Below are 26,328 nucleotides of genomic sequence, written 5' to 3' on the forward strand. Positions count from 1 at the left end.
CACGCCGCAGGGGCCTCGCCGGGCGGGGCCGCAGGCGCTGCGCGTACGGGCGGTGGGGTCGGTGCTGCCCTCCGTCCGAGGGCGTTTCGGACGGAGGGCAGGGGGGCGGGTGCGGGCCTGGGCGCAGTGACGAGTGGCCGGCGACGACGGGTGGGTGGACGGCTGACGGCGGTGGGCGGCGGGGTGGCGCGCTGGGGTCTGGTGGTTCGGGCGGGCGGGGGGCGTGCGCGGCGGGGCGGCGTTGGCGGGCGGGTGGCCCGGCGTCGGCGGCGAGGAGCGGCGTGGGCTCGGCTGGGGTGGGCCGGCACGGAGGCGTTCGTCGTGGTGTGGCGGGCACGGCTGCGCCTGCGGGTCTACGGCGCACCAGGTGCGGGCCCGCGGGCGGCTCGGCAAGTGCCGGTTCGCGGCGGGGTGGCCGTGCGGCCTGTGGTGGGCTTCGGCGACGGCGGGTGTGTCGTGCGCTGACGCCCGGGGCGGGGGCGGGGTGGTGCGGCGCCGGAAGCGGGTTGGTGGCGGGCAGAGGGCGGCGCGGCCGGGGAGTTGTTCGCGGTTCGACGGTTGGCGGTGGCGGCGCGGTTCGACGCTGCGGGCCCTGGACGCGTTCGCCCGGCGGTCGGCCATCCGCGCGCTGTCGAGCAACGGCCCTGCTCCGGGTGGCCGACGGCGGGTGGGAAGGTTCGCGGAGGTGCCACGCTCCGGGTGTTGGGGTGGAGGGGCGGCGTGGGGCTTCGACGGGCGCGGTCGGGTGGCGTTGCGGCGGTGCGGCGGGCTCGACAGGCTCGGCGGGTGAAGGCCGTTGTTTCGGTCCGGCCGGGACTCTGCGGGGCGGCTGTGGACAGCGTGTCGCGTCGCCAACGTCCTTGTCCTGCCCGGGTGGTGGCGGTTCAGGCCACACGCTTCGGCCGCGATCGAAGCGCGGCGTGTGTACGCGCGGCGCCGTGACACGCGGCGGCAAGTGGGCCCGCGGAGCTGCGCACGCCCCCGGGGTCGGCGACGCCCACTCGGCTGGAATGGTCCGCTGGTGCAGGCACTGGTCACGCACACCTGGCAGCCGACCACACTCCCGCTGCCCAGCAACGACCCTGCGCCGGGCGGCCGATGCCAGGTGGGGGTGCGCTCGAAGGTGCCGCGCTCTGCCTGCTGCGGCGGAGGGGCGAAACGGCGTCCCGGCAGGTGCGGTCGGGTGGCATTGCGGCAGTGCGGCGGGCTTGGTGGGTGGGGGTCGCTGTGTCGGGCCGGCCGGGACTCTGCGGGGTGGCTGTGGACAGCGTGTCGCGTCGCCAACGTCCTTGTTCTGCCCGGGTGGTGGCGGTTCAGGCCACACGCTTCGGCCACGATCGAAGCGCGGCGTGTGTACGCGCGGCGCCGCCGCCGGGCGGCGCGACGCCGTGACACGCGGCGGCAAGTGGGCCTGCGGAGCTGCGCATGCCCCCGGGGTCGGCGACGCCCACTCGGCTGGGTTGGTCCGCTGGTGCAGGCGCTGGTCACGTACACCTGGCAGCCGACCAGACTCCCGCTGCCCAGCAACGACCCTGCGCCGGGCGGCCGATGTCAGGTGGGGGTGCGCTCGAAGGTGCCGCGCTCTGCCTGCTGCGGCGGAGGGGCGAAGCGGCGTCCCGGCAGGTGCGGTCGGGTGGCGTTGCGGCGGTGCGGCGGGCTTGGCGGGTGGGGGTCGCTGTCTCGGTAGAACTCCCGCCACGCCACTCATGCCCACCCCCGCCGGGACTCCGCAGGAGATCTGCGGGCGGCGCGACTCGTCACGCCGCAGGCACTGGCCGCGACCGAAGCACCGTACTTGCGCATCCGACCCCGGAGACCGGCGGCACGGCAGCGCGAAGGCGTCGGTGACAGGCAGGCGCGGCCGGGGCTTCGGTGCTGCCCAGGCTCCAGTGACCGGTAGCGCCCCCGCAGGCGACGCGGACCCGCGGAATGGGGCCCGGTCACGCGGATCTGGCGATCGACCACACGCGCGCTGCCGAACAACCACCCCGGTCCAGGCGGCCGACGGCATGTTGGGGCGCTCGCCGAGGTGCCGCCCTCTGCATGGCGGAGCGAATGGATGGCGCTGCGTTGCGGCGGATGCGGTTGGGTGTCCTTGCGGCACCGCAGCTGCCCCAGCAGGTGAACGCAGTGGCCCCAGTGGGACGGGTCCGCAGCTGCCGGCTCGCCCCGCTCCTGGACCGGCAGGGCAGCCACCGGGCGCCGGTATGCGAGCTGGGAGACCGTCAACGACCGCGCCTTGTAGAGACATTGACACCGAACGGCGCACCTCTCGGCTACGACAGACACGCCACGCCTGCACGCCAGGCACCGCCGCCGGGCGGTGCGACGCCGTGAACGCATCGGCGGCGGGCAGACACGGCTGGGGCTGTGGAGCCGGCCAGGCTCCGGAAGTCGGCGCTGCCCACTCAGACGATGCAGGCCGGCGAAGCGGCGTCCGGTCATGCGGATCTGGCGATCGACCATTCATGCGCTGCCGACCAACTGCCCGGCCTCAGGCGGTCGACGGCAGGCGGGGGCGCTCGGTGGTGCGCCGCCCTCGGCCTGCGGACGGCAAGGTGTCTCGACGAACGTGGCCGGGCGGCGTTACGGCGCTGCGGCAGGCCTGGCAGGTGAACGCCGTTGTCTCGATGGGACGGGTCCACATCTGCCGGCTCACCCCGCCGCGCCAGGAACACGCGCACTGGCGGAACCGCCGCGGGGTGCCGGCGGGCGGCGCGGCAGGTCACCGACGGCCCGGCCCTGGAAGGCCGGTGACGCTGAACGCCGCGCAACTCAGCGACGACCAACTCGCCCCGCCTGCACGCCAGGCAGTGTTGCCGGGCGGCGTAACCCCGCGAACGCATCGGCGTCGGGCAGACGCGACTGCGGCTGTAGAGCGAATCAGAGCCGGTGGCACCTGGCGTTTCGGCAGCGACAAATACCGACCGCCCCTACCGCAGGTGCGTTGGTGGCGGCCCGGACGCTACGCGGCCCGGTGGGTTCGGCCGGGCGGCACTGCGGCGTTGCGCCTGGGGCGCCCGTGTCGGCCCCGCCGTCGGCGGCGTGTCGGGGCAAGGGGTGTCGGCGGTGCGGGCGGAGGCGGGCGGCAATGGCGTGGGGTGGGCGGGGAGTTGGCGTGTTGAGCGAGGGGTGTTGGTGGGGGTTTCGGTGTGGGATCGATCAGTGATGGGAGTGGTGGTTGTGGGCGGTATGTGGGTCTCGGTGGCTGGGGTGGAGTTTCCGGATCAAGTGGGGCGGGGGTTGCGGGAGGAGTGGGTGGCTCGGGGGTGGTGTCCGGGGCGGGGGTTGTACGAGTTGTTTGTGGGGCGGGTGGGGGTTGATGGGGGGCGGGTGGCTGTGGTGGATGACGGGGGTGAGGTGACGTTCGCGGAACTGGCGGGGCGGGTGCGGGGGTTGGCGGCGGGGCTGGCGGCGCGGGGGGTGGGGCCGGGGTCGGTGGTGGCGACGAAGGTGCCGGCGGATTGGCGGGCGGTGGCGGTGGATCTGGCGGTGGCGGCGCTGGGGGCGGTGGTGTTGCCGTGTGTGCCGGGGCATGGGCGGCGGGATCTGCTGGCGTTGTTGGGGGCGTCGCGGGCGGATGCGGTGGTGACGGTGCCGGAGTGGAAGGCGCTGGTGGACGGGTTGCGGCCCGAACTGCCTTGGCTGCACGAGGTGGTGGTGTTGGGGGCGGAGCCGTGGCCGGAGCGGGTGGGGTGGGAGCCCGCGGTGGTGGATGCGGAGGCGCCGGCGCGGATTCTGGTGTCGTCGGGGTCGGAGGGCGCGCCGAAGTTGATCGCGTATTCGCACAATGCGCTGGCGGGGGGCCGCGGGCGGTACGTGGAGCGGGTGTTGGAGACGGTGGACGGGGCGCCGCCGCGGGTGTTGCTGTTGGTGCATCCGGCGACGGCGTACGGCTCGTTGACGGTGGTGTCGTTGGTGCGGTGCGGGGCGACGGTGGTGTTGCGGGAGCGGTTCGATCCGGCGGATGCGCTGGCGGCGGTGGGGCGTTGGCGGCCGACGCATCTGGCGGCGGTGCCGACGATGCTGCGCCGTCTCGCGGATCAACTTCCGGTGGCGGGTGAGGACTTGTCGTCCTTGCAGGCGGTGGTGTCGAGTTCGGCGATGCTGTCGTCCGCCGTGCTGGGGGCGGCGTTGCGGCGGTTCGGGTGCCCGGTGGTGAATGTGTACGGGGCCAGTGACGGGGTGAACTGTCATGCGCGGTGGACGAGTTCGGACGTCGATGTGCTGCGGGTGGGGCATCCGGATCCGGCGGTGGCGGAGTTCCGGGTGTGCGGGCCGGACGGGCTTCCGGTGCCGGTGGGGATGGCGGGTGAGGTGCAGGCGCGGGGGCCGATGAGTCCGCTGTGTCACGTCGGGGAACCGGAGTTGGACGCCCGGCTGCGGGTGGACGGCGGGTGGGTGCGGTCCGGCGATCGGGGGGTGCTGGAGGCGGACGGGTCGCTGCGGGTGGTGGCGCGGATCAAGCAGATGGTGAACCGGGGCGGGGTGTCGATCGGCCTGTCGGAGGTGGAGCGTCTGCTGGAGGGCCACCCCGGGCTGGTGGAGGCGGTGTGCGTGCCGGTGCCGGATCCGGATCTCGGCGAGCGGATGTGTGTCTGCGCGGTGCCGCGCGAGCCGGCGGGCGGGTTGGCGCTCGTTGAACTGACTGACTATCTGGGCCAGTTGTGCGGGCTGGAGAAGTACAAGTGGCCGGAGCGGCTGGTGCTGCTGGAGCGGCTGCCACTGGGCGCGTCCGGGAAGCCGGACCGTTTGGTGCTGACGGAGTTGGCGGCCGCGGCAACCCGTGGGCAGGGACAGGTGGTTGCCGTGAGTTGAGACGCGTGACGGCCGGGGCCCACCACAGCTGCTGGGTGGGCCCCGGCGATGCGTGGCGGGTCAGCCGACGGGGGCGGGCGCGTCGGCGAAGGAGAGCACTGCGGCGGCGATCCGCTCGACCTGGGTGTCCGTCAGGTGGGGGTAGACCGGGATGGAGAGGCACTGGCGGGCAGCGCGTTCGGCGTTCGGCCAGTGGCCGCCGTCGGGGACGGCGGAGGCGAACGCGGGCTGGTGGGGCAGCGGGCTCGGGTAGTAGACGTGGCTGTCGATGCCGTGGATGGCGAGGTGCTTCCTGAGCTGGTCGCGGTGCTCGGCGAGCAGTGAATAGACGTAGTAGCAGCGGCCGTTGGTGCCGGGCGGTGGCGGCGTGATGCCGTGGTCGGCGAGCGGGGTGAACCGTTCGGTGTAGTGGGCGGCGATCTCGGCGCGGCGGGCCAGGCGGCGGGCCAGGCCGGGGTGGCGGCGCAGCTGGAACGCGGCAAGGATTTCGTCGAACCGGCTGTTCATGCCGATCAGGTGGTGCCGGAAGCGGTGCACGCCGTCCTGGCCGTGGTTGCGCAGCATCCTTACGGCGCGGGCGAGTTCGGGGTCGTCGGTGACCACGACGCCGCCTTCGCCGGGGCCGCCGAAGGACTTCACCTGGACGAACGAGAACAGGCCGGCGTCGCCCCAGGTGCCGGCGGGTCGGCCGTCCAGGACGGCGCCCTGGGCGACGGCGGAGTCCTCGATCAGGCGGAGGCCGTAGCGGGTGGCGAGGGCGCGCAGGCGCGGCATGTCGGCCATCACGGAGAACATGTGGGCGGGCGTCAACGCCTTGGTGCGGGCGGTGATCAGGGCCTCGGCGGCGTCCGGGTCGATGACCAGGGTGTGCGGGTCGATGTCGGCGAACACGGGGGTGGCGCCGACGCCGAGGACGGTGTTGGCGAGTGGGGCGCAGCCGAACGCGGGGACGATCACCTCGTCTCCGGCGGTGATGCCCATGGCGCGCAGGATGAGGGTGAGTGCGGTGGTGCCGCTGCCGCAGGCGATGACGTCGGCGACGCCGAGGTCGGCACGCAGCAACTCCTCGAGGCGGGCGGTTCGTTCGCCGAGGATGAAGCGTTGGGCGGGGTCGGTGGCGACCTCGTGGACGACGTCCAGCAGCAGGTCGCGGTCGTCCTCGAAGAGGTCGGGCGGGAAGAACGGGATCGGCAGGGGTGCGGTGGTGGTCATCGGTGAGTCCCGTGCTTTCCGTGCTGGAAGCCGCGGACCAGGTCGCTGACCAGGTCCAGGTCGTGGTCTGCGAGGTCGGGGTAGAGCGGCAGCGCGAGGGCGCGTTCGCAGGCGGCCTCGGCCTGCGGGAACTCGCCTCGCCGGTGGCCGAGTTGGGCGAAGCAGGGCTGGAGGTGCAGCGGCGTCGGGTAGTAGGTCTCGGTCTGGACTCCGTGCCGGGCGAGGTGGGCGGCGAGCTCGTCGCGGTGGTCGGACTCGATCAGGTAGACGTACCAGACGGGGTTGGTGGCGGCTTCCCGCGGGACGACGGTGGGCAGGGTCAGGCCGGGGGTGCCGGACAGGCGCTCGGTGTAGCGGGCGGCGAGCTCGGCGCGGCGAGCGATGCACTGGTCGGCGCGGGTGAGCTTGGCGAGCAGGACGGCGGCCTGGATGTCGTCCATCTTGCTGTTGGTGCCGAGGAGTTCGGTGGGCCGGTTGATGGTGGGGAAGTCGTCGACGGTGCGGCCGGTGCGGCCGTGGTGGCGCATCGCGGCGACGGCGTCAGCGATGGCGGGGTCGTCGGTGAGGACGGCGCCGGCGTCACCGATCGCGCCGAGCGTCTTGGTGGGGAAGAAGGACAGTACGCCGCCGGTGCCGTGCAGTCCGGCGTGGACGCCGTCCCAGCGCATGCCGAACGCCTCGGCGCTGTCCTCGACCACGGTCAGGCGGTGGCGGTCGGCGAAGTCCAGCAGGGCGCGCAGGTCGGCGAGTTGGTGGAACAGGTGGACCGGCATGATCATGCAGGTGCGCTCGGTGCGGACGGCTTCCGCACTGGCCGGGTCGATGCTGTAGCTGAGCGGGTCGATGTCGGCGAAGACCGGGCGGCCGCCGGCCAGCACCACGGCGGTGGCGGAGGCGACGAAGCTGTACGTCGGGACGATCACCTCGTCGCCCGGTTGCAGGCCGGCCGCGCGCAGCAGCAGGACCAGCGCGTCGGTGCCGCTGTTGACGCCGACGACGTGGCGGGCGCCGGTCCAGGCGGCGAGGGCGGCTTCGAGTTCGGCGACCTTGGGGCCGTGCGAGTACTTGCCGCGGTCCATCAGTTCGTCGAGGTGGCGCCGGGTGGTGGGCCAGAGGGATTCGAAGGTCTCGGCCTGGCTGAAGAAGGAGACGCCGGAGGAGGCACCCATGGAACTCTCATCGGTTGTGGGGCGGTGATGGACGGTGGGGCGGTAGGGGGCATGCCGACGTTGCGCGAAGGCGGCGCCGCCGGTTCGGAGGCAACCGGAAAACGCTTTCCGAACACCGCCACAGGGAACGGGAAAGCGTTTTCCGGTTGGATTCGGTACCGGCCTTCCGGAGCAGGTGAATCGTCCGCACGGCAGCCGGGTGCACCCCGCTGAATCTATGCCGCCACCACCGCCGTCCACCGCGCGAGAATGGCGACTTCACTCTTTCGAATGGCTTGCAGGACAAGCGAGTTGACGTCCACGCGGTCATGGCCGGAAGTGCTGGTTGAATACCCGGCGAAGCGATCCCCGCGAATCGGACGGAAGGACGGCTCGCCATGTCGAACGGACTCGGGACCTTACTGGTCGGAATGGGACGGGCGGGCAGCGGACTCCATCTGCCGGTGCTGCGCCGGTTGCGCACCGCCGCCGATTCCGCGCACCTGTTCGCCCCCGCACCGATACTCGCGGTCGACCCGCACCGCCGTCCCGGGGCAGCCGTCGATCTGCGGCCGGTCAGCCTCGCGGAGGCACCCCGGCTGGCCGACCCGGCCGACACCGTCGTCCATCTCTGCACCCCGCCGACCGAACGGGTCGCCGCCCTGGACACCTTGGGCCGCCTCGGCTACCGGCGCATCCTGCTGGAGAAGCCGTTCGCCGCCGACGCGGCCGGGCTGGACGAACTGCTCGCGCTGCGCGAGCGTCACGGGCTGGACCTGGTGGTGGTCGCCCAGTGGCTGGGCAGCCGGCTGACCGACCGGCTGCGCGCCGCACTGACGAGCGGGGCGTACGGCCCCCTGCGGACCATCCACGTGGTGCAGCGCAAGCCGCGCTTCTCCCGCTCGCTGGCCGGCGACGGCCACCCCACCGCGTTCGACATCGAACTCCCGCACTCCCTCGGCCTCTGCCTCTCGCTCGCCGGGCCGGGCCGGGTCACCGGCGCGGGCGGCACCGACATGGTGGTCGGCGGGCGGGTGCTGCCCCGGCTCGGCACCGCCTGGCTCAACCTCCAGCACGAGAGCGGCGCGTGGACCCGGATCCGCTCCGACCTCACCTCCCCCGTCCGGGAGCGCCGGGTCACCCTGGAACTCGCCCACGGCACCCTGATCGGCCACTTCCCCGGCAGCGAGGCCGACGCCTACGCCCGGCTGACCGTCATCGATCACGACGGCGAGAGCACCGAACTGCTCCACGACGACTCGCTGAGCACCTTCCTGCACCGCGTCTACGCCTACTTCGCGGCGGGCGGCGTGTCGGGCGGCGCGGCGGGCGGCGTGTCGGGCGGCGCGGCGGGCGGCGTTCATCACCCGCACCCCGACCTGGCGGTCAACGCCCAGGTGGTGCGGCTGCTCGACCAGGCCAAGACGATCGCCGCGCAGGCACGTGAGACGCAGGCGCGTGAGGCCCAGGCCCAGGTCCGTGACGCGCAGGTCCTTGACGCGCAGGTCCGTGACGCGCAGCCGCATGACGTGCAGCGCCGCGCGACGGCGGCCCGATGACCGCCGCCCCCGCCCCGCGTGCCACCGGCACCGCCGTCACCACGTCGGGCGAAGCCGCCCCCACGATCAGCTTCGGCGGCATCGGCGACGAGGCCGCCCCGGACCTGCCCGGCCAGCTCGACGCGCTGGACGAGCTCGGCTGGCGCGACCTCGAGTTGCGGACCGTGGACGGCAGCTGGATCGCCGAGCTGCCGCTCGACCGGGTCGGCCGGATCGCCGAGACGCTCGCCTCCCGGGGCGTCCGGGTGACCTGCCTCGCCTCCCGGATCGGCAACTGGGACAGCCGGATCACCGCCGACTTCGACCGCGACCTGACGGAACTCGCCGCACTCGCCCCCCGCGCCGCGCTGCTGGGAACCGACCGGATCCGGGTCATGTCCTACCCCAACGCGGGCCTGTCGGAGGCCGATTGGCGCCGGCGGGTGCTGGAGCGGCTGGCCCGCTTGGCCGAGCTGGCCGGCCAGGACGGCCTGACCCTGCTGCACGAGAACTGCAGTGGCTGGGCCGGCACCGCCGCCGAACGCCAACTCGACCTGGTGACCACCGTCGACAGCCCGGCGCTGCGCCTGCTGTTCGACGCCGGCAATGGAGTCCCGCACGGCTACGACGGGTACCTGACGCTCCGTCAGATCGCCGACCACGTCGCGCACGTGCACATCAAGGACGCGGTGGGCGGCGGCGACCGTACCGAGTACGTGCTGCCGGGCGACGGGGCGGCGCGGCTCGCGGAGAGCCTGCGCTTCCTGGTGGACCGGGGCTGGAGCGGCGGATGGTCACTGGAGCCCCATCTCGCCACCCGCCCGCACCAGGGCCTGGCGGCGGACGGCACCGCCGCGAGCGGGTTCGTCGCGGCCGGACGGGCGTTGAGCGCGCTGGTGGAGCGCGAGATCCTGCCGTCCGCGGCCGGTTGGCGCCCGGCGCCCGGCGGGCTGGAGCACGCGGCGGGGGTGTCGCGTGCGCGGTGACACCACAGCCCTCGGTGCCGAAACCGGCGCCCACCCGACGCCAAAGCCAGCGCCGACGCCAACGCCGAGGGCAGCACCAAAGCCAGCGCCGACGGCAGCGCCAACGCCAGCACCGATGGACGCCCGACTCGGCCCTGGCGACCAGGAGTTGCTGCTCGACCTCCTCCGGCTGCCGACCGCCGGCCCGTTGGAGACCGGCCCGGGCGCGCCGCGTCCGCTGCTTGCCGAGGCGCTCGGGGTGTACGCCCGGGCGGCGGGGGCGATCGGCCTGGCCGAGGTGTATCGCGGCGCGCCCCGGGCGGAGGATCTCGACCGTCCGGACGTGCCGCTGAATGTTCGCGAACGGGCCTGCGAGGAAGGCTTCTTGGCGTCCCAGCCGAGCCTGGTGCTGCGGCTCGGCCCGGAGCTGCCCCGGTCGGCGACGGTGATGTTCAACGTGCACCTGGACACGGTGGCCGGCCCGGAGCCGGTCGGCTTCGACGGGCAGCGGTTCACGGGGCGGGGCTCGATCGACGCCAAGGGCCCGGCGGTGGCGTTGCTGGCGGGGATCCGGGCGGCGGTCGCGGCTGAGCCCGGCGTGGGCAGTTCGGTCAGGGTGCTGGTGCAGGCCGTGTCGGGTGAAGAGGGCGGCGCGATGGGCGTGTTCGGCACTCGTCCGCTGGTGGAGGCCGGGTACGTGGGCGCGCTGAACGTGTTCTGCGAGCCGACCGGCCTGCGCTATCTGCCCCGGGCCACCGCCGCCGCCACCGCCCGGCTGCGGGTGCGCGGCGAGGACGCGATCGACGACTGCCCGGGCGCGGGCCACAACGCGACCGTCCTGCTCGGCTTCCTCGCGCAGTACCTGGCGAGGGAGTTGGGCACCGTGGCCGCTCCGCGCGACCCGGTGTGCGTGGCGGGTCTGAGCACCGGTCCGCTGCACAACCGGGTGTACGGAACCGGCGAGCTGCTGCTCAACCTCCCCTACCGGGACGCGAGTTCGGGGCGCCGGGCGGAGGCGTCGGTGCTGGCGGCGGTCGAGGCCGGACTGGTCGCGTTCCGGCGGGAGTTCGCCGGGCTGCCGGAGTTCGCCCGGACCGCCGCCGACTGCGCGCGGATCACCCGGCTGGACTGGCTCAAGCGCGGCCTGCCCGTCCTGGACAACCGGCATCCCGCGTTCGAGGAGCTGCTGGCGCGGCACGCCGGCATCCCCCGACTCCCGGACGGCGAACCGGCGTTCACCTGCGACGCGATCTGGACGGCGGGCCTGCCGGACGCGTTCACCGTGGTGCTCGGCCCCGGCGACCTGGGCGCCAACCGGGCGCACGCGGAGGGCGAGTTCGCCGACCTCACCCAACTCGACGGCTTCGCCGCGGCGGTGGCCCGCCTGCTGGTGGCCTTCGCCCGTCACCGAACGCACCGCCGCTGACCGGGCCGACCGCCGACCGCCGACCACCGACCACCGACCACCGACCCGCCGGGAGATGCCCGGCAGGGCGTTCACCAACTCCGTTCCCCACCCCAAGACTTCACCACTGTCCGGAGGCTGTTGCCCATGACCACCATGGCGTCCTCGCCAACGTCCGCCGCCGCCCGTACCGTTCACGTTCCGTACGCCGAGCTGATCCGGTTCACCACCGAGGTCTTCGTCGCCAACCAACTGCCGCCCGGGCGAGCCGGGTTGGCGGCCGAGGCGTTGTGCTACGGGGACGCGGCGGGGATGGACTCGCACGGGTTGGTGAACCTGTCCCGGCTGTATCTGCCGCTGTTGGCGGAGGGCCGGGCCGATCCGCTGGCCGAACCGGAGGTGGTGGCCGACCGGGGGGCGGCGGTGCTGGTGGACGCGCGGAACGCGCTCGGGCTGTGGCAGGCGGGCGCGGCCATGGAGTTGGCGGCGGACCGGGCGGAGCGGCTCGGCATCGGGCTGGTCTCGGTGCGGCGGGCGACGCACTTCGGGTGTGCGGGGCACCATGCGGCGCGGGTGACCGGACGCGGCATGATCGGGCTGCTGGCGTCGAACTGCGGACGGCAGCGGATCGCCCGCCCGCCGGGTGGCGCGGTCGCGCTGCTCGGCACCAACCCGTGGAGCGTGGCCGCGCCGGCGGGTGAACTCCCCCCGTACGTCCTGGACATGAGCACCACGGCGGTTCCGACGGGACGGGTGCGGGCGGCGGCGCGGGCGGGGCGGACCATCCCGGAGGGGTGGCTGGCCGACGAGGACGGGCGGCCGGTGACGGATCCGGCGGCATTCGACCGGGGCGAGGCGCATCTGCTCTGGCTGGGCTCGGGTTCGAGCGCCGGGTTCAAGGGGTTCGGGCTCGGGCTGATGGTGGAGGTGCTGGCGGCGATGCTGCCCGGTGCGGGTCTCGGCCCGGAACCGGCGGCGCTGGACGGGGACGGCGGTCCGACCGGCCGGGACGACGACATCGGCCTGTTCGCGCTGGCGATCGCCCCGGCGGCGCTCCGCGATCCGGAGCAAGTCGCCGCGGACGCGAGGACGTTGTTCTCCACGGTGCTGGCCTGCCCGCCCGCCGCCGGGCAGGCCGGTCCGGTCGTCTACCCCGGCTGGCACGAGGCCCGGCGGACCGCTGCGGCGCACCGTGACGGCGTGCCACTGGCCGCCTCGCTGCTGGCCGAACTCGCTTCTGTGGCAGGCAAGTTCGGAGTGCGACCGGTGGAGGTGGCGGAGTGAGCGGCCTGCGGGTGGGAGTGATCGGGCTCGGGGTGATCTCGCGGTTCTACCTGGCCGCGCTGGAGCAGGTCCCGGGGGTGCGACTGGCGGCGGTGTGCGACCGGGACGCGGAACTGCTGCGCGAGTTCGAGGGCCGGGTGGGGTGCTTCACGGACCACCGGGAGCTGCTGGCCACGGGCGGCCTGGACGCCGTCGTGGTGACCGTCCCGAACGACCTGCACCTGACGATCTGCCGGGACGCGCTGCGGGCGGGCCTGCCGGTGTGCGTGGAGAAGCCGCTGGCACTGCGGGCAACGGAGGGTGCGGAGTTGGCGTCGCTGGCGGTCGAGCGCCGGGTGCCGCTGTTCACGGCGTTCCACCGGCGGTACAACGCGGCGGTGCGGGAGCTGTGCCGAACGCTGGAGGGCGCGGCGCCGGTGCGGTCGGTGACGGCGCGGTACTTCGAGCGGATCGAGGAGCATGTCGGCCGGGACCGGTGGTACTTGGACCCGGAGCGCTGCGGCGGCGGCTGCATCGCCGACAACGGCCCGAACGCGTACGACCTGCTGCGCCTGCTGGCCGGCCCGATGCGGGTGGAGGCCGCGAAGGTGGTGCGCGACGAGGGCGGGGTGGACCGGTACGCGCTGCTGGAGCTGTCGGGTCCGCGCGGGGTGCGCGGCCGGATCGAGCTGGACTGGTCGTACCCCGGCGAACTGAAGGACGTGGCCGTGGAGTTGGCGGACGGCTCGGTGCTGCGGGCCGACCTGCTGGCCGGGCACGACGGGTTCAAGCAGTCGCTGTGGCACGAGTACGTCGGCATCGTCACCGACTTCGCCGACCTCCTGGCCGGCGGCGGCGCGGGCGGCGGCAACAACTTCCGGGGCTTCCGGGGCCCGGACGGCGTGGACGCGCTGCGGGTGGTCGAGGCGGCGTACCGGGCCGAGCGGGCGGGGGTGCGCGGATGATCCGGCAGCGCGAGGACCGGGCCCAACTCGCGGCCCCGGTACGGGAGAACGGGCCGAAGCGAACGGTGACGGGCACGCTGGTGAAGGTGCTGCTGCACAGCCGGACGGATCGCGGGATGAGCCTGGAGCCGTTCGCCAGCCGGTGCGTCCGGGCCGGCGAGGTGCACGAGTTGGTGACCACCGACCAGCGGGACACGGCGGCGGGCGCACGGATCGACCGGGTGGGGTTCCTCGGCTTCGCGGAGATCGCGGCGGCGGGGGTGCTGGACCGGGGCGACGAGGTGTTCGTCGGCGAGCACCGAGTGGGGACGGTGCTGGGCTTCGACGCCTGCCACTTCCCCAACCACTACAACGTGCTGATCGCGGCCGACCACCTGCTGACCGGCGAAAAGCTGGACCTGCGGCCGGAGTTGCCGGTGCGGTTCGTCCCGGCGGCCACCGAATCCTGACGCCTGTCGGAGCCCGAGGCGGCCCGAACAACGAACGAAGGCCCGGAGCGGGAGGCGCCTCCCCCGCTCCGGGCCCGGGTGCGTCAGGCCGTCGCCGGCCGCGCGGCGGGGCTCAGCGGCCCAGCAGCGGAACGTCCAACTCGCCCATGTGGTAGGCGCGGACGGCCTGGACCAGCTCCTCGACGGACAGCTGGCCGTCGCCGTTGGCGTCGATCTGGCGGAACGCCTCGGCCGGCTCGATGCCCTCGACACCGATGGCGTCCAGCCAGGTCTTGAACTCGGCCGGGTTGACCTGGCCGTCGCCGTCCACGTCGACCAGCTCGACCATGGCCTGGATGGTCGGCTTGACGACGCGGGCGAAGCCGGCGCCGCCGTTCTCCAGCACGTGCTCCTCGGCGACGTGGTTGAACTGCTCGGGGGTGAGCGCACCGGTCTGCTCGTCGATGCCGACCTTGTCGGCGAAGAAGCTCCACATGCCGAGGTAGGCGTCGGTCAGCTGACGAGCGGCCGGGGAGGTCGGGTCCTCGCCGAAGGCCTGCAGGATGCGCTTGGCCTCGGCGTCCCAGTCGGACCGGTCGATCTGGCCGTCACCGTTCACGTCCCAGAGGTCGAAGCGCTTCTGGGTACGGTCGGCCTGCACGGAAATGGTCATCTCGGGTCTCCAGATTGAGTCTGAGCTTGAGTCTGAGCGGGCGGATCATTTCGAGGAGTCGGCCATCACACAATCGGTGCGGTCGGACACGGAACGTCACAGTACCGGCGTGACACACTCCGGTTCGCCGACGTACCGCCAACTGGGTGACGGCGCCCCCGCATTGACCGAACGCGAGGCCCACACCCCTTGAACTCCAGGCCTCCAGCCACGTTTTGGGGACTCCGTCAACGGTTTCGCGACCGGCCTCACGAGCGGGTGAACGTCGTCCGGTTCGCTGGCGGAGGGCGCGCTCCGGGCCCCTAACCTCGCTCCGTGACCGAGACCTCCACGACCGACACCTCCACGACCGACACCTCCGCGACGCTCCCCACGCTCCCCGCGCTCCCGCTGATCGAACTCGCCCCGCAGGCCTTCGCCGCCGTGCACGCCCTGCACGCCGCCGTCGAGCAGGCCGCGGCGGCAGCCGGGCTGGAACCGCTGCTGCTCGAACTGGTGCGGCTGCGCTGCTCGCAGCTGAACGGCTGCACGTACTGCGTGGACCTGCACACCGCAGCCGCCCGGAAGGCCGGCGAGTCGGACGAGCGGCTGGGCCGGCTGGCGGCCTGGCGCGAGTCCGGCGCGCTGTTCACGTCCCGCGAGCGGGCCGCGCTGGCCCTCGCGGAGGCGGTCACCCGCCTTCCGGACCACGCGGAGGGCGCACGGGCGCAGCGTGCGGCGCGCGCGGTGCTGTCCGACGCCGAGGCGGCGTTCGTGGCGTGGGCGGCGACGGTGGTGAACGCGTACAACCGGATCGCGGTCACCTCCCGGCCGGTGCCGGCCACCGAGGGCTGACCGTCCCGCCCGCGCGCACCGGTTAGCCCGGTGGCGGGTCGTGCGGCAGGCTGGAGGGATGACAACGGTGCGCAAGGACCCCGGCGGGTTCGCGGCGGCGCTGGCGGCGGGGCCGGTGGTGCTGGACGGCGGGCTGTCCGCCCAACTTGCCGCGCAGGGCTGCGATTTGTCCGGCGCGCTGTGGTCGGCACGGTTGCTGCTGGACGATCCCGGCCAACTGGTGGCGGCGCACCGGGCGTTCTTCGAGGCGGGGGCGCAGGTCGCCACCTCCGCGAGCTACCAGGCGAGCCGGGCGGGTTTCGCGGGGCGGGGCGCGGGCGCAGCCAAGGCGGACCGACTGCTGGCGTTGAGCGTGGAGTTGGCGCGGCTGGCGGCCGAGGAGACGTCTTCGCGGCTGGGCGACGGGCGGGCGCGCTGGGTGGCGGCGTCGGTGGGTCCGTACGGGGCGGTGCTGGCGGACGGCTCCGAGTACCGGGGTCATTACGGGTTCTCCGCCCGGGAGTTGACCGCCTTCCACCGTCCGCGCCTGGAGGTGCTGGCGGCGGCGGGGCCGGATGTGCTGGCGGTGGAGACGGTGCCGGATCTGCTGGAGGCGTCCGTTCTGGCGGAGTGCGTACGGGGGTTGGGCGTGCCGGTGTGGTTCTCGTTCGGCGCGGCGGACGGCCTGACCCGGGGCGGGGAGCCGCTCGCGGAGGCGTTCGCGCTGGTGGCGGACGTGCCGGAGGTGGTGGCGGTGGGCGTCAACTGCTGTGCGCCGCAGGAGGTTTCGTCGGCGGTGCGGCTGGCGGTGGAGGTGACGGGCCGGCCGGCGGTGGCGTACCCGAACAGCGGCGAGGGCTGGAACGCGAGAGCCCATGACTGGGCGGGCGCAGCGACGTTCGACCCGGGCGAGGCGCCGGGCTGGGTGGCGGCTGGGGCCCAACTGGTGGGCGGCTGCTGCCGGGTGGGTCCGGACCGGATCGCGGCGGTGGCGGCGGCACTGGGCGGGTGACCGCCGGCCGACTCCGGGCCGACGGCGACGCCGACGCCGACGGCCCGTAGCCTGAGGCCGTGATGACAACCTCGTCGATTCTCGGACAGTTCGATCTCTGTGCGGACCGGGCGGAGTTCCCTGACCAGGACAACGGCTACTACTACCCGGTCGATGCGCGGATCCACCTGTTCGGCGACGACACCCGCTGGGCCGTGGTCGCCGAGCTGCTGGGCTACACCACGCGCGGCGGCAACCTCATCGACGTCGTGCACTGCTTCGGCAACTGCCTGACGCGCGGTGAGCCCGGGTTCGGCGACTTCCTGGACCGGGTGGACAACATGTCGGAGATCGACCCCGACGGCGAAGAGGTTTACGCGGGCGGAGTCCCGGTCGTCGTCCGCGGCACCGCACTGACGGTCGACGCCCCGGCGGGCACCCCGCTGCAGGACGTGTTCCGCCTGCTAGCCCCGGCCAACAGGGACCTCCTGATGGCCGACGGTACGGAGCTGCGCGCCCGCATCCCCGCCGACCTGCCCGAGCTGCTGCGGCTCGACGAGTGGCACCAGCCGGAGGACCTCGGGGCCGTCATGCCGAGCGGGCACGAGACCTTCCGGATGATCGCCGAGGTACTGGATTCCGGCGACCCGGCCCGGTACCGGCCGACGCTCCCCGCGAACACCCACTGGTCCCACTGGCCGGACGCCGGAACGCTGTAACGCCTGCCCGGACAGCCCGGGAGCGTCTCGCGACAGGTGGGCGCGGGCCGGACCGGATCGCGGCGGTGGCGGACGCCGTGCGCAACCGCGGGCGGCAGTGAGGTCCCCGTAGCAGGCAACGCCCGGTCGCGGTGTGGTTCACCTCACGTGGAACCCGTGTGCCCGTGGTCGGCGGAGAAAGGTATGGATCCAGGATTTCGGGCCCGGATACGGGCGGGTGACGAGGGCGCCTTCGGGGTGCTGTTCCGTGAGCACGGTAAGGCGGTGTACAACCACTGCTTTCGGCTGACCGGCGACTGGTCGGGGGCGGAGGACTGCGCCTCGCTGGTGTTCCTCGAGGCGTGGCGGCTGCGGGAGAAGGCCGAGCCGACCGGCGGGAGTCTGCTGCCGTGGCTGCTGGGAATCGCGACGTTCGTGGTGCACCGCCGTCGCAGGGTGGCGCGCCGGCACCGTGCGCTGATGGAACGGATGCCCGAGCCGGAGCTGTTGCCCGACTTCGCGGACGAGTTGGTCGGGCGGCTGGAGGACCAGGAACGCATCGCGGCGGTGCAGGAGGTTCTCGAACGTCTCTCCCGCTCCGACCGCGAGGTGCTGGCGCTGTGCGTGTGGGCGGGGCTGGACTATGCGGCGGCCGCGCACGCGCTGGGGGTACCGGTGGGCACGGTCCGTTCCCGGCTGTCCCGGGCCCGCCGCCGCTTGGACCGGCTCGCACAAAAAAATCTCGGCCTGCGGGTGGAACCGCCGGCCACAGGACGGCAGGTAACAGATGACCGCACCGAAGCGGTCGGGCCGAAGAAGGGGAACGCGTGATGACCGGGTACCAGGACGACGACCTGCGGACGCTGCGTCGGATGCTGCCGGTGCCTGCCGAACGCGACTTTCCCGCCGGCCGTGGGCACCAACGTGAGGAACATCTGATGAGCAGCTTGCTGACCACGTCCCGTCACGACGACGAGCGGCGGAACGCGAACACGAAGCGTCGGCGTCTCGGCGTGCGAATCGCGCTGCCGGCCGGTCTGGTGGCCGCCGCGGCCGGTGTCGTCGTGGCCGCGCTGCCGGCCCAGACCGCGGCCGCGTACACCCTGCAGACCGCCGACAACGGCACCGTGAAGCTCACCGTCGTCAACCCGGCGGGGAAGATCGACCTCGCCAAGGTGCAGCGCGAACTCGATCGGCTCGGCGTCCGCGCCCGCGTCTACGCCGGCGATCCCAACTGCCAGGCCCCGGCGCCTCTGCCGTCCACTTCCGCCAGCTCCGCGCCCTCGAGCTCGCCGTCCGCCTCCGCGGGCGCCCCGTCCCCCTCCGCGGACGCCCCGGTCCCCTCCCTGAGCCCCGCGTCCGGGCCCAGTGACCAGAGCTGGACCCTCGGCCGGGAGAACGGCAAGCTCGTCCTGATCCTCAACCCCGCTCGGATCCCGGCGGACAAGCAGGTGCAGATCGTCTTCCCGCTGGCGAAGACCGACCCGGCCCACGGCACCAGCGTCATCATGGGCGGCCTGACCGACATCCCGGGCCCGGACTGCGCGCCCGCCCTGCCGGCCGACTCCATCGCGGACAACAACCCGCAGTAACCGTGACACGCTCGGGGGAGGCAGCGGCTGTCCGCTGCCTCCCCCGTTGTGCTGCCGCGCGCCGGACCGGCCCGGGGAGGGAGGATGTCCGTGGACGGAGAGGGGTCGCGGTGCGGGCGGTCAGTGTGGTGAACGGTCTCGGGGCGCGCTGGGGGCGGGAGTTGGCGTTCGGCTCCGGGCAGGTGTGGACGGCGGTGGGGGTGTGGCCGCTGCTCGCGGCGCTGGCGGCGGGGGCGGGCGATCCGGTGCGGGGCGAGTTGGAGCGGGCGCTGGGGGTGCCGGCCGAGGAAGCGCCGGGGGCGGCCAGGGAGTTGCTGGAGTCGGTGCGGCCAGGTGCCCTCCTGGGCGGACGTCAAGGCGGAGTGGCGCGCCAGGAGCCTCGGCTGGTTCGACACCTCCGGCGAGCTGGTCGGCGCTGGCCTGGTGCTCTACGGACGCCGGGCTGTGCGGCGGCGCTCGGGCTGTGGACGGCGGAGCACGTCGAGGTGGAGCCCGACTGGGTGAAGCAGCTGGGTGCGTCGCTGTGGGGGCGGTTGACGGGTGATCCGGCGAAGGATCGGAAGGTGCTGGACCAGTGGGCGGCGAAGCAGACCGGTGGCCTGCTGAAGCGGATGCCGGTGGAACCGACCGAGGCCGAGCTGGTGCTGGCGTCTGCGGTGACGGTGCGGACCAGCTGGGTGGTGCCGTTCAAGCCGGGCTGGTTCCCAGTGACCGAAGGCCCTTGGGCGGGGCGGGAGTTCGAGAAGCTGGAGCGGACCGGGCCCGAGCTGTTCGAGCGGATCTCGGTGGCGGAGACCTCGGCGGGCCGGGTGACGGAGGTCCGGGTGGCCGGGGACGGCGAGGTGGACGTCCACCTGGTGCTGGGCGAGAGCGGCGCCGCGCCGGGTGCGGTGGTGGCGGCCGGGTTCGAGCTGGTGTCGGGCGAGTCGCGGCGGCTGCCGCTGGCCGACCGCCCGGACGGGGAGCCGTGGCCGGGCCTGGAGTTGACCACGGTGGAGTCGGCGTCGCCGGGCAACGTCGGTGCGCTGCTGACGGCCGGTTTCCTCGTCCGGTCCGAGCACGACCTGCTGCGGAGCGCGGACCTGTTCGGCCTGCGGACGGCCGCGCAGGACGGCGACTGGTTCCGGGGCATCAGCCGGAGCACCCCGCTGAAGGTGTCGCAGGCCCGGCAGGTCGCGATGGCGGAATTCTCGGCGGAGGGTTTCGAGGCGGGCGCGGTGACGGCGATGACGATGGTCAGGTCCGCCGCGATGACCCCGCTCCGCCGGTTCCGGGTCCGCCACGCGACGGCCCGCTTCGACCGGCCGTTCGCGTTCCTGGCGGTGCACCGCACCTCGGGCCTGGTGCTGATGGCGGGCTGGGTGACGGAGCCGGCGCCACGGTCCTGAGGACGCGAGCCTGCTCCCGCAGGGGGACGGCACGGGGCCCGGCGCCGCGCGTTGCACGGCACTGGCAGCGGGCCGCAGACGGGACCCCGCACTCGGAGCCGCGGCGGAGCTCGCGAAAGGCCTCGACGCTGCCGCACCACAGGCGCCTGGGCTGGCGCGAACGGCAGGCTGCGCGGCGCAGCCGGCACCGTAGTCCTGAGGACGGCGCGCCTGCTCCCGCAAGGGGAACGGCACGGGGCCCGACGCAGCCCGGCTTTGCACGGCGCGCCGCACGGCACTGGCCATGGGCCGCAGACGGGACCCCACCCCCGAGGCCGCGGCGGAGCTCGCGGAAGGCCTCGACGCTGCCGCACCACAGACGCCGGGGCCGACGCGAGCGGCAGGCTGCGCGGCGCAGCCGGCACCGTAGGCCTGAGGACGGCGCGCCTGCTCCCGCCAGGGGAACGGCACGGGGCCCGGCGTAGCCCGGCCACGCGCCGGACGTGGCGAAGCCCAGGCCCGCACGGGTTCGGCGCTGTCCGGGCCGGGCGCCCGAGGTGCGGGTTTCGGTGCCGGGCGTCCGGGGGTGGTCGTTGGGGTAGTACGGTCGGAGCACGGTAGGTGGGGTCGGCATGGCCGACCGGTGGTCTGTGGAGGTGGGCCGGTGTCCGGTGCGATCCAGTCGCTGTCGCGGGCGGCCGCGATCCTGCGCCTGTTGGCGGGTGGGGAGCGGCGGCTCGGCCTGTCGGAGGTGGCGACGGGGCTGGGGCTGGCGAAGGGTACGGCGCACGGCATTCTGCGGACGTTGCAGCAGGAAGGGTTCGTCGAGCAGGACCCGGACAGCGGCAAGTACCAGTTGGGGGCGGAGCTGTTGCGGCTCGGCCAGAGCTACCTGGACGTGCACGAGTTGCGGGCCCGGGCCCTGGTATGGGCGGACGATCTGGCGCGGGCGGCGGGCGAGACGGTGTACCTGGGGGTGCTGCACCAGCGGGGGGTGCTGGTGGTGCATCACGTGTTCCGGCCGGACGATTCGCGGCAGGTGCTGGAGGTCGGTTCGATGCAGCCGCTGCACGCGACGGCGCTGGGCAAGGTGCTGCTGGCGTACGACCCGGTGGCGCGCGGCGAGTTGGGCGACGGTCCGTGGGAGGCGTTCACGCCGCGGACGGTGACCGAGCCGGCGGCGCTGGACGCGCAGTGCGCGCTGGTGCGGGAGCGGGGCTGGGCGGACGCGGTGGAGGAGACCTGGGAGGGCGTGGCGTCGGTGGCGGCGCTGATCCAGGACCGTCGGCGCAACCCGGTGGGCGCGGTGTGCGTGAGCGGTGCGGTGGAGACGGTGTGCGAGGACGGGGTGGTGCGGCCGTCGCTGGTGGCGTCGGTGCGGACGGCGGCGCGGGCGATCTCCCGCGATCTCGGGGCGCACCGCTTCTGAGTAGGCGCACCGCTTCTGAGTGGGCGCACCGCTTCTGAGAGGCCTTCTGCGTGGGCCTTGTGGGCAGTGGGTGATCGTTCGGCGGCGGCGCGTGGTCGTCGGGGCGTCGCGGGTCACAACGCCTTGACGTCGGGCGTCCGGCTGCTGTTGGCTTCCAAACGTCGGTCGACATTGTCGAACGACGGCTGGAGGGTCCGGGGCGTTCCGCGCCGCCCGCGTGGTTTGCTGGACCCGCGCGCACGGGGACTGACGAAGAGTCACCCCGAGCCCGTTGACGTCCCCGAGCCGAGCCGAGGAACCGCATGACTGCCAGCTACATCGCCGCGATCGACCAGGGCACCACGTCCAGCCGGTGCATCCTGTTCGGGGCGGACGGCCGGATCGTCGCCGTCGAGCAGCAGGAGCACGCGCAGCTGTTCCCGCAGCCGGGCTGGGTGGAGCACGACGCGGCGGAGATCTGGACGCGGGTGCAGGCGGTGGTGCGGGTTGCGCTGGAGAAGGCGGGGCTGACCCGGGAGGACATCCGGGCGGTCGGCATCACCAACCAGCGTGAGACCACGGTGCTTTGGGACCGGCACACCGGTGAGCCGGTGTACAACGCGATCGTCTGGCAGGACACCCGTACCGAGGCGCTCTGCCGGGAGCTGGGCCGCAATGTCGGGCAGGACCGTTTCCGCCGGGAGACGGGGCTGCCGCTGGCGAGCTACTTCGCGGGGCCGAAGATCCGCTGGCTGCTGGACAACGTCGAGGGGCTGCGTGAGCGCGCCGAGGCGGGGGACATCCTGTTCGGCACCATGGACACCTGGGTGATCTGGAACCTGACCGGCGGCGCGAACGGCGGCCGGCACGTCACGGACGTCACCAACGCGTCCCGCACGCTGCTGATGAACCTGCACACGCTGGAGTGGGACGAGCGGATCGCCGAGTCGATCGGCGTGCCGATGGCGATGCTGCCGCAGATCCGTTCCTCCGCCGAGGTGTACGGCGAGGCGGTCGGGGTGCTGGCGGGTGTGCCGGTGGCGGCGGCGCTGGGCGACCAGCAGGCCGCGCTGTTCGGCCAGACCTGCTTCGACGTGGGCGAGGCGAAGTCGACGTACGGCACCGGAACGTTCCTGCTGCTGAACACCGGTGAGCGGATCGTCAACTCCTACCACGGGCTGCTCACCACGGTCGGCTACCGGATCGGCGACCAGCCGCCGGTGTACGCGCTGGAGGGGTCGATCGCGGTCACCGGCTCGCTGGTGCAGTGGCTGCGCGACCAGCTCGGCATCATCTCCACGGCGGCGGAGATCGAGACCCTGGCGGGCACCGTCGAGGACAACGGCGGCGCGTACTTCGTGCCCGCGTTCTCCGGCCTGTTCGCCCCGTACTGGCGTTCCGACGCGCGCGGTGTGATCACCGGCCTGACCAGGTACGTCACCAAGGGCCACCTGGCCCGGGCGGTGCTGGAGGCGACGGCCTGGCAGACCCGCGAGGTGGTGGACGCCATGCAGAAGGACTCCGGCGTCACGCTGACCGCGCTGAAGGTCGACGGCGGCATGACCTCCAACAACCTGCTGATGCAGAACATCGCGGACGTGCTGGACGTCCCGGTGGAGCGCCCGTACGTCGCCGAGACCACCGCTCTCGGCGCGGCCTACGCGGCCGGTCTCGCGGTCGGCTTCTGGGACGGGCTGGACACGCTGCGCGCCAACTGGCACCGGGCCGCCGAGTGGACGCCCCGGATGGACGGCGCGACCCGCGAGCGCGAGCACCGCAACTGGCTGAAAGCGGTGGAGCGCACCATGGGCTGGATCGAGCAGGACGACGAGCAGCCGCAGCTCTGACACCTCCGTCAGAGCCCGCATCACCGATCGGAAGGAGACGCGGACCGGCCGCGAACCGGGCCCGCCGCACACACCATGGCAAGCATCCCGACCCTGGGCGCCGAGCGCGCCGCCGGCCGCGTCGCCTCCCGCGCCGCCACCCGCGACCTGCTCGGCCGGGCCCGCTACGACCTGCTGGTCATCGGCGGCGGCATCCTCGGCACCGCCACCGCCTGGACGGCCGCCCAGGCCGGGCTGAAGGTGGCGATGGTGGACGCCGGGGACTTCGCGAACGCCACCTCCTCCGCGTCCTCGAAGCTGGTCCACGGCGGCCTGCGCTACCTGCAGACCGGCGCGGTCAAACTGGTCGCGGAGAACCACAAGGAGCGCCGGGCGCTGGCCACCGACGTGGCCCCGCACCTGGTCAACCCGCTGACCTTCTTCGTCCCGGTCTACGAGGGCGGCCCGCACTCGGCGCCCAAGCTGGGCGCGGGCGTGTTCCTGTACTCGGCGCTGTCGGCGTTCCGCGACGGCCTGGGCCGGGTGGTCTCCCCCGCCCAGGCGGCCCGCGCGGTGCCGGGGCTGCGCACCGAGGGCCTGCGGCGGGTCGCGGTGTACGGCGACCACCAGATGAACGATGCCCGGATGGCCGTGATGACGGTGCGGGCGGCGGTGGACGCGGGCGCGGTGGTGCTCAACCACGCCGAGGTGACGGGGCTGCGCTTCACCCGCGGCCGGGTCAGCGGCGCGGAGGTCCGCGACCGCCTCGACGGCACCGAGTTCGGCATCGACGCGCGCCTGGTGCTGAACGCCACCGGCCCGTGGGTGGACCACCTGCGGCGGATGGAGTTCCCGGGCGCCGAGCCGTCGATCCGGCTGTCGAAGGGCGCGCACGTGGTGCTGCGCCGGCAGGCGCCGTGGCGGGCCGCGCTGACCATTCCGATCGACCAGTACCGGGTGTCCTTCGCCATCCCGTGGGAGGACCACGTCCTGCTGGGCACCACCGACGAGGAGTACACCGGCGACCCGCTGGACGTGCGGGCCACCGACGCCGACATCGACCAGATCCTGTCCGAGGCGGGCCACGCGGTGCGCGACGAGCACCTGCGGCGCGAGGACATCACCTACGCGTTCGCGGGCCTGCGGGTGCTGCCGGGCGGTCCGGGGGCGACGGCGGCGGCCAAGCGGGAGACGGTGGTCACCGAGGGCCGCGCCGGGATGCTGTCGGTGGCGGGCGGCAAGTGGACCACCTACCGGCACATCGGCCGGGTGGTGCTGGAGAAGCTGAAGAACGCGCGCGGCGTCGGCCTGGCCGAGGACATCTCGCCCATCCCGTCGACCGTGCCGCTGCCCGGCATCGGCGCCCCGCAGGCCGTCGCGCACCGCCTGCTGATGGACCGCGAGCCGGGCTCCCGGATGGACCCGCTGGTGGCCCGCCACCTGGCCACTCACTACGGCACGCTGTCGTTCGAGATCGCCCGCATGATCGCCGAACGCCCCGAGCTGGGCGAGCGGGTGCACCCGGACGGGCCGGACGTGTGGGCGCAGGTGGTGTACGCGGCCGAGCAGGAGTGGGCGTACACGGTGGACGACGTGCTGCGGCGGCGCACCACGCTGACGGTGCGCGGGCTGGACACCGAGGAGGTCCGCAAGCGGACCGCGGAGCTGCTGGCCCGATAAGAACGCGACGACGCCCTCCGGGAGAGAGAAGCGGGATCCGGAGGGCGTCGCGGTATGTGGGGTGCTGATCGCTAGATGATCAGGCTCAGCGGCAGGATCAGGGCGATCGCGACCACCGAGATCACCGTCTCCATCACCGACCAGGACTTCAGCGTCTGGCCGACGCTCATCCCGAAGTACTCCTTCACCAGCCAGAAGCCGGCGTCGTTGACGTGCGACAGGAACAGCGACCCGGCGCCGATGGCGAGCACCATGAGCGCGGCGTGAGTGGTCGACATGTCGGCGGCCAGCGGGCCGACGATGCCGGCGGCGGTGATGGTGGCGACCGTGGCGGAGCCGGTGGCGAGGCGGATCAGCACGGCGATCAGCCAGCCGAGCAGCAGCGCGGAGATGTGCCACTTGCCGGACCACTCGCTGACGGCCTGGCCGACGCCGACGTCGATCAGGGTCTGCTTGAAGCCACCGCCGGCGCCGACGATGAACACGATGCCGGCGATCGGGCCGAGCGAGTTGCCGACCGTCGCGGAGATCTTCGTCTTGTCGAACCCGGCGGCCTTGCCGAGGGTGACCATGGCCAGCAGGGTGGCGGCGAGCAGCGCGATCAGCGGGGAGCCGATGAAGTCGAAGAACCGCTGAACGGTGTTCTTCGGGTCGTCGATCGCCACGTCGGCGAGGGCCTTGCCGAGCATCAGCACGACCGGCAGCAGGATGGTCGCGAGGACGGCGCCGAACCGCGGGGTCTTCTCGTTCTTGACGGTCTCGGCGGGCGTGGTGTCCGCGGGTATCTCCAGCGGGCCGACCCAGCGCTGGGCGAACCGGGCGAACAGCGGGCCGGCCACGATCAGGGTGGGGACGGCGATCAGCAGGCCGAGCGCCAGGGTGACGCCGAGGTCGGCCTTCAGGGCGTCGACGGCGACCAGCGGGCCCGGGTGCGGCGGGACCAGGCCGTGCAGCACGGACAGGCCGGCCAGCGCGGGGATGCCGATCCGCATCAGCGGGACGTTGCCGCGGCGGGCGACCAGCAGCACGATCGGGATCAGCAGGACGACGCCGACCTCGAAGAACAGCGGCAGGCCGAGCACGGCGGCGATCAGCGCCATCGCCCAGGGCAGCATCTTCGGGCCGGTCCGGGCCAGCACCGTGTCCGCGATGATGTTGGCGCCGCCGGAGTCCGCGAGCAGCTTGCCGAGCATCGCGCCGAGGCCGATCAGCAGGCCGACCGAGGCGACGGTGGAGCCGAAGCCGGTGGAGAAGCTGCTGAGCAGCTTGTCGAACGGCGCGCCGGCGACGGCCGCGAGCAGGCCCGAGCCGAGGGTCAGCGCCAGGAACGGGTGCAGCTTGAACTTGGTGATCAGCAGCACGATCGTGCCGATGCTGAGCAGCACCGCGAGCAGCAGCTGTCCGTTGCTGTCCGTGTGGGGGAGCGCCGGCGCGGCGGCGGCCAGCAGGGTGGGGGTCACGCGAGTCTCCATTGACGAGCCGGCACCGCCCGGGGGTCCGGTGGGCGGTGGCGGGGTGTGACGGGGTGGGGCGGGGGG

Annotated in this window: 20 protein-coding genes; 16 read left to right on the forward strand and 4 right to left on the reverse strand. The window is 73.5% G+C overall.

Annotated elements, in window-relative coordinates; translation table 11 throughout:
• Positions 1-3,168: 3,168 nt before the first annotated feature.
• The gene (locus ACFYS8_RS32960) at positions 3,169-4,818 is read left to right on the forward strand and encodes a class I adenylate-forming enzyme family protein (RefSeq protein ID WP_387648286.1); all 1,650 of its coding nucleotides are present in this window, start codon (positions 3,169-3,171) and stop codon (positions 4,816-4,818) included.
• Positions 4,819-4,878: 60 nt separating this feature from the next.
• Here the strand turns inward: ACFYS8_RS32960 and ACFYS8_RS32965 are convergent, their stop codons facing one another.
• Both ACFYS8_RS32965 and ACFYS8_RS32970 read right to left on the reverse strand, forming a co-directional pair.
• Positions 4,879-6,030 carry a DegT/DnrJ/EryC1/StrS family aminotransferase gene (locus ACFYS8_RS32965; RefSeq protein ID WP_387648289.1) on the reverse strand — a complete coding sequence of 384 codons (1,152 nt, stop codon included), beginning with the start codon at positions 6,028-6,030 and terminating at the stop codon, positions 4,879-4,881.
• Entirely contained in the window at positions 6,027-7,199 is a 1,173-nt protein-coding gene (locus ACFYS8_RS32970; RefSeq protein WP_387648291.1) for a DegT/DnrJ/EryC1/StrS family aminotransferase, read from the reverse strand. The genes ACFYS8_RS32965 and ACFYS8_RS32970 overlap by 4 nt, the downstream gene beginning before the upstream one ends.
• Before the next feature lie 377 nt (positions 7,200-7,576).
• Here ACFYS8_RS32970 and ACFYS8_RS32975 point away from each other — a divergent pair, with 377 nt between their 5' ends.
• The 6 genes from ACFYS8_RS32975 to ACFYS8_RS33000 all read left to right on the forward strand — a co-directional run bounded on the left by ACFYS8_RS32975 (position 7,577) and on the right by ACFYS8_RS33000 (position 13,763).
• Positions 7,577-8,737, forward strand: a complete 1,161-nt coding sequence (locus ACFYS8_RS32975; RefSeq protein ID WP_387648294.1) for a hypothetical protein — start codon at positions 7,577-7,579, stop codon at positions 8,735-8,737.
• A complete protein-coding gene (locus ACFYS8_RS32980; protein WP_387648297.1) occupies positions 8,734-9,702 on the forward strand; it encodes a sugar phosphate isomerase/epimerase family protein in 969 nt (322 codons plus the stop codon). The genes ACFYS8_RS32975 and ACFYS8_RS32980 overlap by 4 nt, the downstream gene beginning before the upstream one ends.
• Positions 9,703-9,817: 115 nt before the next feature.
• Positions 9,818-11,107 (forward strand): M20/M25/M40 family metallo-hydrolase, encoded by a 1,290-nt coding sequence (locus ACFYS8_RS32985; protein ID WP_387648300.1) that lies wholly within the window; start codon positions 9,818-9,820, stop codon positions 11,105-11,107.
• Positions 11,108-11,233: 126 nt separating this feature from the next.
• On the forward strand, positions 11,234-12,370 hold the full coding sequence (locus ACFYS8_RS32990) for an Ldh family oxidoreductase (RefSeq protein WP_387648303.1): 1,137 nt from the start codon (positions 11,234-11,236) through the stop codon (positions 12,368-12,370).
• Positions 12,367-13,314 carry a Gfo/Idh/MocA family protein gene (locus ACFYS8_RS32995; RefSeq protein WP_387648306.1) on the forward strand — a complete coding sequence of 316 codons (948 nt, stop codon included), beginning with the start codon at positions 12,367-12,369 and terminating at the stop codon, positions 13,312-13,314. Before ACFYS8_RS32990 ends, ACFYS8_RS32995 begins: the two co-directional genes overlap by 4 nt.
• Positions 13,311-13,763, forward strand: a complete 453-nt coding sequence (locus ACFYS8_RS33000; protein WP_387648309.1) for a DUF6917 domain-containing protein — start codon at positions 13,311-13,313, stop codon at positions 13,761-13,763. The genes ACFYS8_RS32995 and ACFYS8_RS33000 overlap by 4 nt, the downstream gene beginning before the upstream one ends.
• A 112-nt stretch (positions 13,764-13,875) precedes the next feature.
• On the opposite strand, the gene ACFYS8_RS33005 is transcribed toward ACFYS8_RS33000, so the two are convergent.
• Positions 13,876-14,415 carry an EF-hand domain-containing protein gene (locus ACFYS8_RS33005; protein ID WP_387648312.1) on the reverse strand — a complete coding sequence of 180 codons (540 nt, stop codon included), beginning with the start codon at positions 14,413-14,415 and terminating at the stop codon, positions 13,876-13,878.
• A 315-nt stretch (positions 14,416-14,730) separates the two neighbouring features.
• Here ACFYS8_RS33005 and ACFYS8_RS33010 point away from each other — a divergent pair, with 315 nt between their 5' ends.
• From ACFYS8_RS33010 to ACFYS8_RS33050, 9 genes are all read left to right on the forward strand, one after another.
• Positions 14,731-15,249, forward strand: coding sequence for a carboxymuconolactone decarboxylase family protein (locus ACFYS8_RS33010; RefSeq protein WP_387648315.1), 519 nt, complete (start codon positions 14,731-14,733; stop codon positions 15,247-15,249).
• A gap of 58 nt (positions 15,250-15,307) precedes the next feature.
• Entirely contained in the window at positions 15,308-16,240 is a 933-nt protein-coding gene (gene mmuM, locus ACFYS8_RS33015; protein WP_387648316.1) for a homocysteine S-methyltransferase, read from the forward strand.
• Between the two features lie 62 nt (positions 16,241-16,302).
• Positions 16,303-16,938, forward strand: a complete 636-nt coding sequence (locus ACFYS8_RS33020) for a DUF7003 family protein (RefSeq protein WP_387648656.1) — start codon at positions 16,303-16,305, stop codon at positions 16,936-16,938.
• Positions 16,939-17,121: 183 nt separating this feature from the next.
• Positions 17,122-17,748 carry an RNA polymerase sigma factor gene (locus tag ACFYS8_RS33025; protein WP_387648319.1) on the forward strand — a complete coding sequence of 209 codons (627 nt, stop codon included), beginning with the start codon at positions 17,122-17,124 and terminating at the stop codon, positions 17,746-17,748.
• 107 nt (positions 17,749-17,855) lie between these two features.
• Complete coding sequence (locus ACFYS8_RS33030; RefSeq protein ID WP_387648322.1) at positions 17,856-18,509, forward strand: hypothetical protein; 654 nt, start codon at positions 17,856-17,858, stop codon at positions 18,507-18,509.
• A 611-nt stretch (positions 18,510-19,120) separates the two neighbouring features.
• On the forward strand, positions 19,121-19,897 hold the full coding sequence (locus ACFYS8_RS33035) for a serpin family protein (RefSeq protein ID WP_387648659.1): 777 nt from the start codon (positions 19,121-19,123) through the stop codon (positions 19,895-19,897).
• 643 nt (positions 19,898-20,540) lie between these two features.
• On the forward strand, positions 20,541-21,305 hold the full coding sequence (locus tag ACFYS8_RS33040) for an IclR family transcriptional regulator (RefSeq protein ID WP_387648324.1): 765 nt from the start codon (positions 20,541-20,543) through the stop codon (positions 21,303-21,305).
• 302 nt (positions 21,306-21,607) lie between these two features.
• The gene (gene glpK, locus ACFYS8_RS33045) at positions 21,608-23,131 is read left to right on the forward strand and encodes a glycerol kinase GlpK (protein WP_387648326.1); all 1,524 of its coding nucleotides are present in this window, start codon (positions 21,608-21,610) and stop codon (positions 23,129-23,131) included.
• A 75-nt stretch (positions 23,132-23,206) separates the two neighbouring features.
• Complete coding sequence (locus tag ACFYS8_RS33050; protein WP_387648329.1) at positions 23,207-24,790, forward strand: glycerol-3-phosphate dehydrogenase/oxidase; 1,584 nt, start codon at positions 23,207-23,209, stop codon at positions 24,788-24,790.
• Positions 24,791-24,861: 71 nt separating this feature from the next.
• Here the strand turns inward: ACFYS8_RS33050 and ACFYS8_RS33055 are convergent, their stop codons facing one another.
• The gene (locus tag ACFYS8_RS33055) at positions 24,862-26,262 is read right to left on the reverse strand and encodes a gluconate:H+ symporter (RefSeq protein WP_387648332.1); all 1,401 of its coding nucleotides are present in this window, start codon (positions 26,260-26,262) and stop codon (positions 24,862-24,864) included.
• Between the last annotated feature and the right edge of the window lie 66 nt (positions 26,263-26,328).

This window comes from Kitasatospora sp. NPDC004615 (assembly GCF_042873545.1).
In the GTDB taxonomy this organism is placed as follows: domain Bacteria; phylum Actinomycetota; class Actinomycetes; order Streptomycetales; family Streptomycetaceae; genus Kitasatospora.

What these genes read in the sequence shown, in the direction of transcription:
- ACFYS8_RS32960 (WP_387648286.1), top strand. Translation starts at nt 3,169, where the DNA reads ATGGGAGTGGTGGTTGTGGGCGGTATGTGGGTCTCGGTGGCTGGGGTG.
- ACFYS8_RS32965 (WP_387648289.1), bottom strand. Translation starts at nt 6,030, where the DNA reads ATGACCACCACCGCACCCCTGCCGATCCCGTTCTTCCCGCCCGACCTC.
- ACFYS8_RS32970 (WP_387648291.1), bottom strand. Translation starts at nt 7,199, where the DNA reads ATGGGTGCCTCCTCCGGCGTCTCCTTCTTCAGCCAGGCCGAGACCTTC.
- ACFYS8_RS32975 (WP_387648294.1), top strand. Translation starts at nt 7,577, where the DNA reads ATGTCGAACGGACTCGGGACCTTACTGGTCGGAATGGGACGGGCGGGC.
- ACFYS8_RS32980 (WP_387648297.1), top strand. Translation starts at nt 8,734, where the DNA reads ATGACCGCCGCCCCCGCCCCGCGTGCCACCGGCACCGCCGTCACCACG.
- ACFYS8_RS32985 (WP_387648300.1), top strand. Translation starts at nt 9,818, where the DNA reads ATGGACGCCCGACTCGGCCCTGGCGACCAGGAGTTGCTGCTCGACCTC.
- ACFYS8_RS32990 (WP_387648303.1), top strand. Translation starts at nt 11,234, where the DNA reads ATGACCACCATGGCGTCCTCGCCAACGTCCGCCGCCGCCCGTACCGTT.
- ACFYS8_RS33000 (WP_387648309.1), top strand. Translation starts at nt 13,311, where the DNA reads ATGATCCGGCAGCGCGAGGACCGGGCCCAACTCGCGGCCCCGGTACGG.
- ACFYS8_RS33005 (WP_387648312.1), bottom strand. Translation starts at nt 14,415, where the DNA reads ATGACCATTTCCGTGCAGGCCGACCGTACCCAGAAGCGCTTCGACCTC.
- mmuM (WP_387648316.1), top strand. Translation starts at nt 15,308, where the DNA reads ATGACAACGGTGCGCAAGGACCCCGGCGGGTTCGCGGCGGCGCTGGCG.
- ACFYS8_RS33020 (WP_387648656.1), top strand. Translation starts at nt 16,303, where the DNA reads ATGACAACCTCGTCGATTCTCGGACAGTTCGATCTCTGTGCGGACCGG.
- ACFYS8_RS33025 (WP_387648319.1), top strand. Translation starts at nt 17,122, where the DNA reads ATGGATCCAGGATTTCGGGCCCGGATACGGGCGGGTGACGAGGGCGCC.
- ACFYS8_RS33030 (WP_387648322.1), top strand. Translation starts at nt 17,856, where the DNA reads ATGAGCAGCTTGCTGACCACGTCCCGTCACGACGACGAGCGGCGGAAC.
- ACFYS8_RS33035 (WP_387648659.1), top strand. Translation starts at nt 19,121, where the DNA reads ATGCCGGTGGAACCGACCGAGGCCGAGCTGGTGCTGGCGTCTGCGGTG.
- glpK (WP_387648326.1), top strand. Translation starts at nt 21,608, where the DNA reads ATGACTGCCAGCTACATCGCCGCGATCGACCAGGGCACCACGTCCAGC.
- ACFYS8_RS33050 (WP_387648329.1), top strand. Translation starts at nt 23,207, where the DNA reads ATGGCAAGCATCCCGACCCTGGGCGCCGAGCGCGCCGCCGGCCGCGTC.
- ACFYS8_RS33055 (WP_387648332.1), bottom strand. Translation starts at nt 26,262, where the DNA reads ATGGAGACTCGCGTGACCCCCACCCTGCTGGCCGCCGCCGCGCCGGCG.